A 15022-nucleotide genomic window follows, 5' to 3' on the forward strand; every position below is an offset into this window, starting at 1 on the left:
AAGATGAGTAATTCTTTATATCCCGTATTTTTAAAGCTTGAACAATTATCATTACTGATCATCGGAGGCGGAAAAATTGCCCTCGAGAAACTGGAATCCGTACTGGGAAATTCACCTGAAACATCTATAACATTGGTTGCAAAAGAAATCATTCCCGAAGTCATAACATTGCAGAATCGTTTTCCAAATATTACATTGCATGAAAGGTCCTATCATATTGATGATTTTGATAATTCGGACCTTGCTATTATTGCTGTAAATGATATTACTTTGGCTGAGCAGATCCGTAAACAGGCACAACAAAAAAATGTACTGGTCAATATCGCAGACAAACCTGATCTGTGTGATTTTTATTTAGGCTCCATTGTCAAAAAAGGAAGCCTTAAAATTGCTATTTCAACCAATGGAAAATCGCCAACTATTGCGAAAAGGCTCAGAGAAACATTCACCGAAATGATTCCAGACGAAATGGATCTTGTGCTGGATAACATGCAAAATATCCGCAATCAGCTACAGGGAGATTTTAATCATAAAGTAACGGAACTCAACAAAATAACGACACAATATCTGTCTGAAGGAGCCATTCCGGAAAAGAAATCAGATCTTGAAATTGAAAAACTGATCCATATTACCAAAACGGCTCAGAGAAAAGCCAATATTTATCTTGCGATCATAGGAGTAATGCTTCTTTTCGGAGTATTTGGGCTGGTAATTCATCAATTCAATCTGACCCAAGATATTCAGAATTTTCTTAATAAAGACGGTCATATTTTTTACTGGATGCTGTTTGCCGGCTTTATGGCTGAAATTGTTGCCGGATCTATGGGAATGGGATATGGCGTGATCTGTACTACCATTCTGTTATTACTGAATGTTCCGCCGCCTGTAGTAAGTGCAAGTATTCATTCTGCAGAGTCTTTTACAACCGCAGCAGGAGGTTTTAGTCATTATAAGCTAGGGAATGTCAATAAAAAAATGGTTTGGGTATTATTTCCTCTTGCAATTGTAGGATCCATCATTGGTGCTTTAACCTTATCTCATTATGGCGAACATTATGCTCATATTGTAAAGCCTATCATTGCCTGCTATACTTTATATTTGGGATTAAATATTCTGAAAAATGCCTTTAAGGATAAGAATAAAAGCCGTAATAAAACCAAGAGAAGAACCAATCTCAGGGTGTTAGGCTTAGTAGGAGGTTTCATAGATTCTTTTGCGGGAGGTGGATGGGGACCATTGGTAACAGGAACATTGATCAAGGAAGGAAGAATTCCCCGTTACGTTGTCGGTAGCTCAACCGTAGCCAAATTTTTATTGACGGTCACAAGTGCCGTTACATTTATTTTTACCATTGGCATCCATCATTGGAATATTGTGTTAGGATTATTACTTGGCGGTGTTTTTACAGCTCCGTTTTCAGCTATGCTTACCTCTAAGTTGCCGACAAAGAAAATGTTTGTCGTTGTTGGAGTAGTAGTCATCATCATGAGTCTGGTTACCATAGTGAAATCATTTTTATCATAAATGTTTTTAGACTAATCTGAAATTAAGTAAAAGTACTGAATGATTCATTTCCCAGTATGATTACCTTTGATCTGTTCATTGGTTACCATCCGATGTGAATACTTTCAAAACAACAATTGATTAAAACTAAAAACTATGAAAAAGTTAAACAGAAAAACATTAAAGAACATTGCCGGAGAAATTGGTATAGAGCTGAATCTGCCGCTTCCGGTAGGAATCTGTATCGGAAATCTGATTAGTCTGTGTCCGCCAAATTCTCATTGCCGTGCAGATGAAAAATGTTATCCCGATGTTGCAGGTCCGTGTATTAATGGATTATGTCCTTCAGGATACTTATGCCGTTCCGGTGAATGTGTTCGATAAACACTATTTGCATTGAAATTGAAATCCCTTTACATTTTTCTGTAAAGGGATTTTATCTTAGAATCTGAATTTCATTTTTGAAATCAGCAAGTTTCTATTTTCTGTCCTTTATTCCTATGAATTTCAAAGCATTGGATGTTAAAAATATATCATTAAAAACAGTCAGTGATTCCACATCATTGAAGCCTGTAGGTACCAGTTCACTTTTATTAAATGATAATTCGATAGACGGATCATAAGATGCGACAATTCTTACCTTAGAATACCCGTTATAATCTACCCTGAAACCTTCAAACAAACACTTTCGTTCCGCTTTCTGATATTCACCATATTCTTCAAAACCAGTCATATCAGTTCTTTCACCGTCATTATGCTCAAGCGATTTCCATGATGCATAATTTTTAGGTTCTTTCAATATATTTCCTTGAGAATCTACAGGAACAAACATTCCAAGAACTAAAGTCTGTTTTAAAAAATTGGCATAGTTATTCATCAAACTTAGTGTTTGAAGATCTGCATATCCTTCATGTGCATAATATTCAAGCACAAAGGTAGTCATCGGAATCAGCTTGTGAGAAGCATCAGTCGGCATAATGTGTCTTTATCTTTAATCGGGCGATAAAATTAGTATTTTTATTTACTTTTCCCAACGCGACAATGGTAATAGGACGGTATTTATACCCATTCTGAATAACAATAACAAAGCTACTTATCCAATTTTCAGTATTTTTGTGTTCATAACAGGAATAATGGTAGTGAATACATCTCTAAAGGATATTGAAGCAGTCCTTGGTTTATATAAAATGGCTTCCGATTTTAAGAAAACTGTATCCGGTGTACAATGGCCGGAATTTGAACGTAGCATGATAGAAGCGGAAATTGAAGAACGCCGTCATTTTAGCATCGTAGTGGAAGAAGAAGTGGCATGTGTCTGGAGTATTACTTATGAAGACCTACAGGTTTGGGGTGAGCAGAACGAAGATCCGTCTATATATATTCACAGAATTGCTACCAACCCAAATTTCCGCGGACAAAAATTTGTAGAACAAATCGTTGAATGGGCGAAACAATTTGCAGAAGCCAATCATAAATTATATGTAAGGATGGATACTACAGCCGGAAATCAAAGACTGATTGATTATTATGTAAAATGTGGTTTTTCTTATCTGGGGGAGAAGAAAATGACTGATACTGAAGGACGTCCCGATCATTATCATAATGCAACAATGGCACTTTTCCAACTACAGGTTTAAGACATATTTATTGGTAAAAAACAAGATAAATCATTCATTTTCAATATTTAATTTGATTTATTTTAAAAAAGCTATCTTTACCATTCACCAAACAAAATATTATATTATGTCAGTAACACCAGAAGGAGCCAGGAAGGCTCAGTTATCCCTATCTGAAAGAGCACCGGTTGCACATGCCGTTCTTTCAGGGGCAGAAAACATTTCAAAATACAACACTGGAGTCTGTCACGATGTTGTTGCTTATGCCTTATATATGCGAGGTGCCAGTATCAGCCCGGATGAACTTGCAGGATCTTCAGGACAAAAATGGTTAAACAAATTTAACTATCCCGCAGGAGAAAAATGGAATGGGTATTCTCCAATTCCAAAAGGAAAAGCTATTGGATTCTACAGACTTATAGACAAAACATGGTTTCATTCAGCGATTACAACAGGAAACGGAAACGAGATCAGATCCGTTAACGGATTTTCATTAGGTTCTACATGGTCCGTTCCCGTAGATATGAAATGGGTACTTGGAAAAAAGAATTCCGATGGCACTTTCAACTATGACGGAACTAAAATAGAAGTGTATATCTCTCCTTTATAGCAGATATTGAGTACACCTTATTTTTGCCACGAATGCACAAATGATTTTATTAGTGCATTCGTGGCAAATTCGTATGATCTGTGTGATCTTAAGGAGATTTTAGACGTAAAATTTCATGATAGTATATTCTTAAATAGTTCCGAGATATATCGTGAAAAAGTAGTGGTGAAATAACCTTATCTTTGAAAATCCAATGTTTTCTTTGCATTAATCAATAGTATCATAGATGAAATTTTTACTAGACCTTTTATTTCGTGTTTTTCAGCTTTTTACAGAACTTTACTTTTTAATATTTCTTGCAGTAGTCATTATCGCTCTGCTGAGAAGGAAGAATAAATATAAAAAACTGAGAATAGGAATTTTTGTGTCTGTGATGGTATTAATCATCTTTATAGGTAATGGTTTTTTGGGAAAATTAACTTCAGGATATCTTCAAAAAAGCTATCTCCATACTCCTGAAATAAATACTTCAACTGTTCAGAACCCTGTTATTGTAGTATTGGGTGGCGGTGTGGTAGAAATTAATCATATAGAGAAATTGCATACCCTATCTTATTCCAGAATGGTGATCGCTTATCAATTGTATCATGAATTTAAGAAAAATAACCAGCCTTGTAAAATATTAATCTCTGGAAAAGGAAGAGGACATAAAAGTGAAGCAGAGCTTTTCAGTGAAAATTTTAAGAAGATGGGAGTGGCAGATGCTGACATCATTAAGGAAGATCAAAGTATGAATACCTATCAGAATGCAAAATTTTCTAACGATATATTAAGCAAGATGGGTACTTACAATCTGTATCTGGTGACTTCAGGTTTTCATATGAAAAGGTCTGTTGCTTTGTTTGAGACATTTGGATTAAAACCAATCCCACAGACATCCGATTTTATTGATACTGAAATAACCTTATTTCCAAATAGTTATAATGCTGCTTTTACGTTTATTATGCTTAAAGAGGTAGTGGGAATATGGCAGGTGCAGTTATATAACAGTTTGGAAATGAATAAGTAATGTTTTTACAGTCTATTTATAACAAACCGGACTTTTAGCCAGCTCAAGAGTCCGGTTTGTTTTAACATATTGTTAGTAATAAGTTTTGGCTAAAGGCTTATTTTTCAATAAAATTTGTGCAAAATCATAGAAATATCCCTTCAATAAAGAAAAATTCAAATAAGCCCAAATTAGTCATGTTTTTCTATCCTCAACCTATGCTATCTGCTTGAAAATAAAGAGGATTTATGGGCGAAAATGGATTTTTATTATATTTTAGAATCTACATCTTAAAGACATTAAATTTATGTCCGTCCGGATCAGCAAAAACAAAACCATAATAATTGTTTCCAAAACTTTCAGGCTCTGATACAATGGTTCCACCAGCTTTTTTAATTTCGGCTGCCCATTGATCTACCTGATCGTTATTTTCTGCAGAAACGGTAAATATAATTTCATTCGAAGTCTGGGAATCACCGAAAGAAACTCCTTTTACATTGGTTTCTAATATATTTTTAAGGAAAAAGTGGATTACAAAATCATTTTCTCCAAAGAAAAAGCTTACTAACTCGTTAGAAGAGTGCGGATTGTTTGGTTTAAATCCTAGTTCTGTATAAAACTTCTGTGTACGTTCCAGATCAGAAACTGCAAGATTTGCCCAGATCATTTTAGGTTTCATATTTTTATATTTTGATTGAATAAAGTTAGTTTCTTTCAAGTGATAAAAGGTTGTCATGTGGCAAGATTTTGTATTTTTAAACCAATTAACAGGAGAGTGATGGGGATAAAACGGTATTTAAAAGTTTTTCCAAAGATGAATTTAACATAATATATAGCTAAACGTATAAATTGATAACTCACATAATGAATACAAATATTATACATAAAATCAATGCTTTAGGAGGTATTACAGATGCTGTTATGGCTGGAAAAAGTTTTGCTGAAAACTGGCAAAGTATCATTTTTAATCATCATTTGTATGATAAGGATTGGGATGTTTATGGAATTGATCAGTTTTATGAGGAAAATAAAGAACTATATTTTAATCATCAGGATAAATTTTATGAGCATCTGTTAGAACATTATTTTTCAGACCACGAGTTGCCTTATGGACAATATTTTGTGAAAAAATGGAATTTTACGCCATTTAAGGAAGGTACAGAAGACCAGGATGAATTTGATGGACTTATAGATGAAAAGAATGTTCAGCAAGTTGTAGGGATTTCTCAGCCGGATTTTCTTTGCATATTTTATTCTTACGGATATCCGGATCATTTTTTTATCTGTACAGATGATTCTGATCAATCTAACCCGAGGGTTTACAGTACAGACCATGAAGTATATTTTGATGAACTTGAAAATGAAGGAAGCTTTGAAGAGTTTCTGGATCGCTTTATGACAAAAGAAGGGTTCCGAGAAACGGTTGTAGAATATTTAGAAGGAAAAATCGGTAAATAAAGGTCGGTAAATAAAGGAATATGAGACATTTAATACTCCATTCTGATAAAATATTATTTTTCCTATAATTTATATTATGTTAAATTGAATTTGTTTCAGGATATTAAAATTAGTCCTTCTTTATCATTCTCTTATTGATAATCAATTTAACTCATTTGAATTCAATGATTTCAGAGTAATATTTTTTCCATTCACTTCTTAAGTCTACTTTGTCTATGCTTTCTAATATATATTCCAAATCATACTTGCTATGGTTTCTCTTATCATTTAATAATTTATTTATTGCCATTATAACGAACTTTTTATCATTTTCACTCTGAGATAATAAATACCAAAACCATCCAACAATACCATTCCCTAAATTATCTTTATAACTTGAAATATAAGGATATAGCTCAAAATAAAGATCCTCATAACATTCAGTAAATTTTTCTTTATTAATATGGAAAATCTCTCTTCCATATTCTATTAAATTTTTTTGGATAATTACAATTATTTCTCCTTTATCATTATAAAACTCTGTTTTATAGGGAATATTCCGTTTTCGGAAATTTCCATTCTTGTAAAAAAAATCATTATTTGTAAGAGTAATATTTCCATCAATGTCGTATTTATGGCTATCATTTTTTCCGCCCAACCAATCTGATTGTATTTTTCCGTTTAAATACCATGTTTTATAACTTATATAGTTCCCATCATCAAAATAATTTTCTACAGCTAATTGTCCATTATCATAATATTCTACAGATCTTCCATGAGCATTGCCATTTTTAAATTGAGTTATTACGTTTCCATCCACTAATGTTCCTGTAAAAGGTTCCCCTTTATAGTAAATACAAGTGTAATAATCTTGAAGATTAACTTGAAAGTCGGTATCCGTATATTCTATAATGGGTTCTATCATTGTTGAATTTTTTAAAGGTTATAAGATAATTTTGTTCAAATTTAAAATATATTGGGCACTCTCCTATTAGAGATTGTTGACTTTCCATGATGTTAATGATTGAGTTTTTCATGACAAAAAAGTCCCAAAGCAAAAGCTTTGAGACTTATTATTGGTTATATTTCTTCTTTTAAAAAATCAACCTATTTCTTAATTATTTTAGATAAAATATTATTCCCTTTTAAAAGATAACTTCCTGCTGGATATTCAGTAAGGTCAATACGGTTGTCTCCTTTATTTAAAGTTATATTTTTAACGATTTTGCCTGTAATATCATATAAATAAGCATTTTCGTTTTCATTGGATTCTATGGTTATCACTCCTGTAGTCGGATTGGGATATGCAGGGGTTTTCATTTTTTTTGAAGTTTCTACTGTAGATAAATTCGCATTGCAACTGGCATTATAAGTATCTCCGATAATAGTAAAACCTTTATTAATCAATTGAGCTCTAGCCATAATTGCTTGTGATGTAGAATAATTTAGTCCTGTTGCATCGATGTTACCTCCTATTATTGTTGTTGTTGCCCAGGTAGGATTATTAATAAGAGCAATCAGAAACTTGTTGTAATTGAGACATGATAAACCAGAATTTTTAAATCCAAAAGATATATAGCCTGCATTAAAATTTTGAAGCTGAATATTCCAGGTCGAAATATCTTGGTCAAAATGCGAAGCACCGTTAAACATATTAAAGCCGGTACCATTAATAACTTTACTTACATTCCAGTTGCCTATCGGTTGATTGAATGCTGCAGCATTTTCAAACATATATTCAAATGATGTTGCTTTACCTGTATTCCAATTATTAAGAGGTTGGTTAAAGGATGTTGCATTAGAGAATGTATAACGGAAATCAGTAATATTGGAAGTATTCCATGAATTCAAAGGCTGGTTGAATGCCACAGCATCTTTAAACATAGCTGAGAATGTATTTCCGGAAGCTGTATTCCATCCAGAAATATTTTGATTAAATGAAGATGCAAAAGAAAACATCCCGCTAAAATCTTTTACCTTTGCTGTATTCCAGGTTCCTATATTTTGATTAAATAAAGTTGCTCGGCTAAACATACCATTCATCGTAATAATTGTACTGGTATTCCAATTTGAAAATGAATTATTGCCAATTAAAGATGAACAATTAAAAAACATTTGTGATAAATTGTTTATCTGGGTAAGATTAGGTGCATCTGTAGCCGTTACATTTAGGTTAGGACATCCTGCAAACCCCTGATTGAATTGCTGAAGCCAAATAGTTTCTCCCCATTGACTGATTTCGACGAGTTCAGGATTAGCATTAGGATCAATATAATTTGTACTCGCTCTAAAACCATAAAATAATCCGTTACCATTTGATACTTTTAATTTGTAAACTGCCTGAATGGGATTTGTATGCAGAGAAGGACCAAAAGATATGATTGTTGGAGTGCTGCTATTAGAAGTGATAGAACTTAGCACTCCATTGTGTTGAGGATATCCAACTTCTTCCCAGCTAATGGTATAATCAGTTCCGGTACCGCCAAAAGAGATTGAATTATCGATGGTACCATTGATATTCGGTTTCCACAAAGTAATAAATTCAGTCTGTGCATTCGCAATAAAAAATAGAAAAAGAAAAATGATTACTAGTTGTTTTTTGTACATAAAAAATAATAATTTAATGATTAAAATTGGGTTTAGTAAGACAATAATTTCCCGGGATTCCTTATCTTATCTCTATAACAAAGATATAGACGCACAGCGACAGAACATGTCGTATTACAACTTTATTACTAAATATTTATCAATTTTATGTAAATTTATTTTATTGAAAATGAGATTGTTATAATTTATTTTTAACTTTGTTTCCAGTGAAGTAAATCTGATTTTGTTTCTCAGAATTTATAAACATGATTAGAAAAATTGATAAAAAATAATAAGCATCCAGACGGATGCTTATTATTTTTATATGTATTGAATAATTAAACTGAATATTCCAAAGAAGCTTCTTTAGCAGCAGTCACCATTGCAATTAAAGCTTTCTCGGTTTCATCCCAATGTCTGGTTTTTAATCCACAGTCAGGATTTACCCAAAGCTGATGAGCAGGAATTACATCCTGAGCCTTTTTTAGCAACTCAATCATTTCTTCTTTGGATGGAACTCTTGGTGAGTGAATATCATAAACTCCCGGACCGATTTCATTCGGATACTTAAAATCTGCAAAGGCATTCAAAAGCTCCATCTGTGAACGTGAACACTCTATGGTAATCACGTCAGCATCCATATCTGCGATATTTTTGATAATATCATTGAATTCAGAATAACACATATGCGTATGAATTTGAGTAGCATCTTCTACTCCACTTGATGAGATTCTGAAAGCTTCTACAGCCCATTTCAAATAGTTTTGCCAATCAGATTTTCTTAAAGGAAGTCCTTCACGTATTGCCGGCTCATCAATCTGGATAATTCGGATTCCTGCTTTTTCAAGATCATTTACTTCATCGCGAATTGCCAAAGCGATCTGCTTACAGGTTTCAGAACGTGGTTGGTCATCCCGTACAAAAGACCATTGTAAAATGGTAACAGGTCCTGTTAACATCCCTTTTACCCATTGATTAGTTTGAGATTGTGCATATTGAGACCAATACACCGTCATCGGATCAGGTCTGAAAACATCTCCATAGATAATCGGAGGCTTTACACAACGGCTTCCGTAGCTTTGAACCCACCCATTTTTCGTAAATGCGAAACCTTCTAATTGTTCTCCGAAATATTCCACCATATCGTTACGTTCAAATTCACCATGAACAAGAACATCTATTCCTATTTCTTCCTGCCAGCGGATAGTTCTTTGTGTTTCTTTTTTTAATAAAGCATCATATTCTCCAGCTGTTAATTCTCCCTTTTTAAATTTTGCCCTCCAGTTTCTTACCTCTGTTGTTTGAGGGAAAGACCCGATGGTAGTTGTGGGAAATAATGGTAATTGTAAGACTTTCTGTTGTTCTTTTCTACGGATTGGGAACGTATTTTTCCTTTGCGAATCCCTTTCACTTACAGCCTCAGATCTTTGTTTCACATTTTCATTGTGGATGAGTGAAGATGTTTTTCTGGTTGAAATAGCCTTTTTATTTTCCTCAAAATTTGTGAGAACAGCTGAGTTTTCTGTACCAGATGCCAATTCTTTAAGATCTACAACCTCTTTTACCTTTTGTTTTGCAAAGGCTAGCCAGTTTTTAACCTCAGGATCAAGGTCCGTTTCAAATTCTAAATCACATGGAGAATGAAGCAATGATGAAGATGGAGCAATGAAAACCCTTTCAGATCCTAATTTTTCAAGAGACTTTGTAATGAAGGATAAAGATTTTTCATAATCATTTTTCCAAATATTTCTTCCGTCTACAATTCCAAGAGATAATCCCAGATTGTCAGGAATAGACTGGAGTATTTCTTCTAACTGTTCAGGATTTCTTACCAGATCAATATGCAGAACATTTACAGGAAGTGAAACGGCAAGGGACAAATTATTTTTTAATCCTTCAAAATACGTTGCGATGATAAACTTTAATTTAGGAAATTGCTTCCTAAGCTCAGCATAAACTTTAAGATACGCTTCTTTTGCCTTGTCTGTTATATCTAAAGCTAAAAAAGGTTCATCAAACTGAATCCATTCAGCGCCCTGAGCCTGAAGTTTTGATAGTATTTCAATATAAACCGGGAGGATATTTGAAACAAGATCCAATTTATCAAACCCTTCTTCCTTTTCCTTTCCTAAAAGCAAATACGAAACAAGACCGATAATCACTGGTTTTGCATTGATTCCCGCCTGTTTTGCACCTGCAAATTCATTGAAAATCTTATCTGAAGTAAGCTTAAATTGCTGATTTTTATAGAATTCCGGAACAATATAATGATAATTGGTATCAAACCATTTCGTCATTTCCATTGCCGTAATATCTAATCCGTCTTTTTGGTACCCCCTTGCCATAGCAAAATAAAGGTCGAGTTCAGAATTGTTCTTTCTAAGAGCTACTTCATGGTATCGTGTAGGAATGGCTCCGACAATCAAACTCATGTCTAATACCTGATCATAATAAGAAAAATCATTACAAGGAATCAGATCTATTCCTGTCTCTTTCTGGATATTCCAGTTTTGATTACAGAGAGTTCTTCCTACAGTAAGAAGTTCTTCCAAAACAATTTTTCCTGCCCAATACTGTTCGCAGGCTTTTTTAAGTTCTCTTTTGCTACCAATACGCGGATAGCCCAGAATGTGTGTTTGCATTTTTGATACTTTAATTAAACTTTATAGTTAAAAAAAGTCCTTTGAAAGCTTCGTAATGCTTTTACAGAGAAGAAACCGAATATAAATGATATAAATAACCAGCAATTTCATCTTACATGAAACTACGTAACAATATATCATCTGTATGATTCAAAGCTTCAGACCGCGAAAGCATTGTCAATTCAGTAAAGGCAGGTCTCCTGACTTGTAACAGCTTCTGTCATCCTTCCCGTTTACACAGTGGATATACAAGGACAAAAGCCTTTGGTATGTTACTTACAGTTGCGCGACAGCTCGTGATTTGCACACGATTCCCTATTAATTTACCTTAAGTAAAACCTTTCCTGTTTGATGAAGATATATAAAGAACTATACTTTTATCAAATGATTTCCTTTGATAGAAGATTTTAATTTTGTGTAAAATTAGTAATACAGAATTTATTATCAATTGTTTATGGATTATTAAGCAAATAAAACTTTAATAATTACTTTAATTAGAATTTTATTCTTTAAATTTGATAGATTATAAACTATAAAAGAATAATATTCTGTGGAACAGCTTGATGATAAAGACCTGAAGTTGCTGAGATTGCTTCAAACCAATGCAAAATTGACAGTAAAGGAACTTGCAAAGGAAATTAACCTTTCACCTTCCCCGGTTTTTGAACGGGTAAAAAGACTTGAACAGGAAGGTTATATTAAAAGTTATGCAGCGGTTCTGGATGCTGAAAAACTCAATCGTGGATTCACTGTTTTCTGTCAGATCAAATTAAAAATTCATGACAGGTCTGTAGGATATGATTTTGTAAAAGAAATCTTGGAGATTGAAGAAGTTGCCGAATGTTATAATATCTCCGGTGATTTTGATTTTCTGCTGAAAGTTCAGGTTCGGGATATGAAACACTATCAGGACTTTGTATTTAATAAATTAGGATCTGTAGATTCTATTGGTAGTACTCATAGTACATTTGTGATGGCTGAAGTGAAAAATAATCATGGATTAACGATATAGTAAGGATTTTTTACATAATAAAACCGCTCTGAAAAGAGCGGTTATACTTTTTTAAGTGCTTGTTCGTTTTATCTTAGCAAGTAGATCCACATTCAAGTAACTTGATGTGAATTACACCGTTGACAACGCACTGAGTTTGACATAATGCATTACCAACAACAGTACCTACACCGCCAACAACGCCACCAACAACACCGCCTACGCCTCCTACAGCTCCGCCGATAACTCCACCTAGGCCGCCAACAACGCCACCAATTACACCTCCAAGACCTCCTAATAATCCTCCGATTGGATCAAGTAGTCCGTCTCCTGAAATAGTTTTTAGTTCGTTTCTGTCTAGTTTTTTGAAATTTTTCATGATTAAGATTTTATATGATTAATACATCACAAATATATGACAAATAATTATATGTTGATATTCTTTCGAATAAAATAATTAAACAATTTTACTATTTAATATTTCGTTAATATAATTGGTAATTTATGTAAATATCGTTTTTTAATTATATTTGATTGATTTACTATTTGTTAAAAAATATATTTCCAATTATGAATTGTAGAGTTATTTTTTCAACAAGGAGTGAAGTTTTTTTATGCTTAATATTTCAACCTGTAAAACGGTAGATTTTTTTATCCTTAAAAAGATAATTTATATTTCTCAAAGGTCTGAAATCTTATATTTTGAAAAAATTGATCAATAACAACCTATATTTCTCATAATTTTATGCTAAAACAGGCTGCAGGTCATTGAATAACCATCTCAAATTTTGTATTTTTGCCTACATACTTGTATCAATGTCAATTTTTTCAAATAATATACGCTCACTAAGAGCCAAGAGAAAGCTTTCTCAACAAAATGTAGCTGATGATTTAACAATCTCCCGAGTGAGATACTCCAAATATGAAAACGGAATTTCAGAACCACCTATTGAATTGTTGATTAAAATCGCTAAATATTTTCATGTAAGCATAGACCTTTTGCTGTCTGTAGATTTGCAGAAATACTCAACGGATGATATGCTGAAACTTCCTGATAACAGGATTGTTCTTCCCGTAGCAGTAGATGATTTGGGTAATGATACTATTGAAATTATACCGCAAAAAGCATCTATGGGGTATCTTGAAGGATATAGCGATGTAGAATATATTGAAGGTCTTCAGCGAATTGCTCTACCCTTCTTAACTAATGGTAAGTACAGAGCTTTCCCTGCTGATGGAGATTCTATGCCTCCTTTTAGAAACGGATCTTATATTGTCGGAAAATATGTAGAGGGAATAGATGAACTTAAACCTGGGAAAACTTATGTTTTCATCACTCTTAATGACGGAATTACCTATAAACGATTTAAGGAAAATAAAGGAAATGCGATTTGCGTAAGTGCTGACAATTCTTTCTATGAGCCTTATGATATTCCGTTTGAAGATATTGTTGAGATCTGGCAATATGCTTCGGGTATTTTCCCGGAGGATTTTGAACCTGGAGATTATGAAAGCTATAACTTTAAGGAGATGTTCCGTGAATTGAGACAGGACATCAAGGAATTGGACAAGAAAGTTTCCGGACGTCGCAGAAAATCTTAAATATTTATTAAGTTAAAAATTATACAGGACCGAACCCTATCGTTGCGGTCCTTATTTTTTTAAGCTGATCCATACAGGAGCATGATCACTGCTTTTTTCCCAGCCTCTTACATGAACATCTACTCCACATGATTCCAGCTGTGAACTCAGATAAGGGCTTAATAAAATATGATCGAGTCTTATGCCTGCATTCCGGTCATAAGCTTTATATAAATAATCCCAAAAGGTGTAGATTTTCTCTTCAGGATAAAGAGTTCGGATAGAATCCAGCCAGCCTTTTTTCAGGAGTTCTTTGTAGGCTTTTCTTACTTCTGTTCTGTAAAGAGCGTCATTTTCCCAACGCTCAGGTTTATAGACATCAACAGGTTCCGGAATGATATTGAAATCTCCGATAAGTATAGCCGGGAGCTCCATATTAATCAGTTGATTTGTTCGTTTTTTTAATCTTTTGATCCAGGATAGTTTATAATCAAATTTAGGTCCCGGATAAGGATTTCCATTAGGAAGATACAGGCAGCAAACAACCATCTGATCAATAATTGCTTCAATATAACGGCTCTGAATATCTTCGGAATCTCCCGGAAGAGCTCTTTGTACTTCAGTAATTTCCGGATTTTTTGAGAGGATGGCTACTCCATTCCAGCTTTTCTGTCCGTTCCATATGGCATGATAGCCTGCTGCGTTGATTTCTTTTAAAGGAAAGCGTTCCTGTGGGGCTTTGAGCTCCTGAAGGCAGACAATATCCGGTGAAGCTTCTTGCAGCCATCGTAATAGAACGGGAAGGCGCCCATTGATTCCGTTGACATTATAGGTTGCTATTTTCATAGTGAGTTATATTTAAATGGCTGATATTGGTTATTCGGCAATAATTATTCCATATTAAATATTGATTTATAATGATTTAATGGAAACGATTGAAAATAATATTAAGATATAAAAAAAATTAAGTGTAAAAATTTAAGTTCCAAACAATAATCTCTGGGCTGTGATGTAAAAGTTCAATATATTTGTAGCACTAGATGTAATTCATTAATCTAATAAATTCTT

The 15022-nt window shown here is 33.6% G+C and carries 15 protein-coding genes and 1 riboswitch; of the genes, 8 read left to right on the forward strand and 7 right to left on the reverse strand.

The window, feature by feature from the left end; translation table 11 throughout:
- Window positions 1–3: 3 nt before the first annotated feature.
- Both AC5YGG_RS19435 and AC5YGG_RS19440 read left to right on the forward strand, forming a co-directional pair.
- Window positions 4–1524, forward strand: a complete 1521-nt coding sequence (locus AC5YGG_RS19435) for a TSUP family transporter (RefSeq protein ID WP_496146083.1) — start codon at window positions 4–6, stop codon at window positions 1522–1524.
- A gap of 135 nt (window positions 1525–1659) precedes the next feature.
- The gene (locus AC5YGG_RS19440) at window positions 1660–1887 is read left to right on the forward strand and encodes a hypothetical protein (protein WP_496146084.1); all 228 of its coding nucleotides are present in this window, start codon (window positions 1660–1662) and stop codon (window positions 1885–1887) included.
- Window positions 1888–1981: 94 nt separating this feature from the next.
- Here AC5YGG_RS19440 and AC5YGG_RS19445 read toward each other — a convergent pair whose 3' ends face one another.
- Window positions 1982–2479, reverse strand: coding sequence for a hypothetical protein (locus AC5YGG_RS19445; RefSeq protein WP_496146085.1), 498 nt, complete (start codon window positions 2477–2479; stop codon window positions 1982–1984).
- A 157-nt stretch (window positions 2480–2636) separates the two neighbouring features.
- Between AC5YGG_RS19445 and AC5YGG_RS19450 the strand changes: the two genes are divergently transcribed.
- From AC5YGG_RS19450 to AC5YGG_RS19460, 3 genes are all read left to right on the forward strand, one after another.
- Window positions 2637–3140, forward strand: a complete 504-nt coding sequence (locus AC5YGG_RS19450; protein WP_496146086.1) for a GNAT family N-acetyltransferase — start codon at window positions 2637–2639, stop codon at window positions 3138–3140.
- Between the two features lie 106 nt (window positions 3141–3246).
- On the forward strand, window positions 3247–3729 hold the full coding sequence (locus AC5YGG_RS19455; RefSeq protein ID WP_496146087.1) for a hypothetical protein: 483 nt from the start codon (window positions 3247–3249) through the stop codon (window positions 3727–3729).
- 226 nt (window positions 3730–3955) lie between these two features.
- The gene (locus AC5YGG_RS19460; protein WP_496146088.1) at window positions 3956–4738 is read left to right on the forward strand and encodes a YdcF family protein; all 783 of its coding nucleotides are present in this window, start codon (window positions 3956–3958) and stop codon (window positions 4736–4738) included.
- Window positions 4739–5000: 262 nt separating this feature from the next.
- Here AC5YGG_RS19460 and AC5YGG_RS19465 read toward each other — a convergent pair whose 3' ends face one another.
- Window positions 5001–5453, reverse strand: coding sequence for a VOC family protein (locus AC5YGG_RS19465; protein WP_496146089.1), 453 nt, complete (start codon window positions 5451–5453; stop codon window positions 5001–5003).
- A gap of 128 nt (window positions 5454–5581) precedes the next feature.
- Here AC5YGG_RS19465 and AC5YGG_RS19470 point away from each other — a divergent pair, with 128 nt between their 5' ends.
- Window positions 5582–6175 carry a hypothetical protein gene (locus AC5YGG_RS19470; RefSeq protein WP_496146090.1) on the forward strand — a complete coding sequence of 198 codons (594 nt, stop codon included), beginning with the start codon at window positions 5582–5584 and terminating at the stop codon, window positions 6173–6175.
- A gap of 151 nt (window positions 6176–6326) precedes the next feature.
- On the opposite strand, the gene AC5YGG_RS19475 is transcribed toward AC5YGG_RS19470, so the two are convergent.
- From AC5YGG_RS19475 to metE, 3 genes are all read right to left on the reverse strand, one after another.
- Window positions 6327–7079: a hypothetical protein gene (locus AC5YGG_RS19475; protein WP_496146091.1), complete on the reverse strand. Its 753-nt coding sequence runs from the start codon at window positions 7077–7079 to the stop codon at window positions 6327–6329.
- A 182-nt stretch (window positions 7080–7261) separates the two neighbouring features.
- Window positions 7262–8761 (reverse strand): BspA family leucine-rich repeat surface protein, encoded by a 1500-nt coding sequence (locus tag AC5YGG_RS19480; RefSeq protein ID WP_496146092.1) that lies wholly within the window; start codon window positions 8759–8761, stop codon window positions 7262–7264.
- Window positions 8762–9078: 317 nt separating this feature from the next.
- Complete coding sequence (metE, locus tag AC5YGG_RS19485; protein ID WP_496146093.1) at window positions 9079–11382, reverse strand: 5-methyltetrahydropteroyltriglutamate--homocysteine S-methyltransferase; 2304 nt, start codon at window positions 11380–11382, stop codon at window positions 9079–9081.
- Between the two features lie 173 nt (window positions 11383–11555).
- Window positions 11556–11740: riboswitch (cobalamin riboswitch) on the reverse strand.
- 192 nt (window positions 11741–11932) lie between these two features.
- On the opposite strand from metE, the gene AC5YGG_RS19490 reads away from it, so the two are divergent.
- A complete protein-coding gene (locus tag AC5YGG_RS19490; protein ID WP_496146094.1) occupies window positions 11933–12394 on the forward strand; it encodes an Lrp/AsnC family transcriptional regulator in 462 nt (153 codons plus the stop codon).
- 73 nt (window positions 12395–12467) lie between these two features.
- Here AC5YGG_RS19490 and AC5YGG_RS19495 read toward each other — a convergent pair whose 3' ends face one another.
- Window positions 12468–12752: a bacteriocin-like protein gene (locus AC5YGG_RS19495; protein WP_496146095.1), complete on the reverse strand. Its 285-nt coding sequence runs from the start codon at window positions 12750–12752 to the stop codon at window positions 12468–12470.
- Between the two features lie 437 nt (window positions 12753–13189).
- Between AC5YGG_RS19495 and AC5YGG_RS19500 the strand changes: the two genes are divergently transcribed.
- On the forward strand, window positions 13190–13975 hold the full coding sequence (locus tag AC5YGG_RS19500; protein WP_496146096.1) for an XRE family transcriptional regulator: 786 nt from the start codon (window positions 13190–13192) through the stop codon (window positions 13973–13975).
- 51 nt (window positions 13976–14026) lie between these two features.
- Here AC5YGG_RS19500 and xth read toward each other — a convergent pair whose 3' ends face one another.
- Window positions 14027–14800 carry an exodeoxyribonuclease III gene (xth, locus tag AC5YGG_RS19505; RefSeq protein WP_496146097.1) on the reverse strand — a complete coding sequence of 258 codons (774 nt, stop codon included), beginning with the start codon at window positions 14798–14800 and terminating at the stop codon, window positions 14027–14029.
- Between the last annotated feature and the right edge of the window lie 222 nt (window positions 14801–15022).

It is taken from the genome of Chryseobacterium sp. CS2K3 (assembly GCF_059515185.1).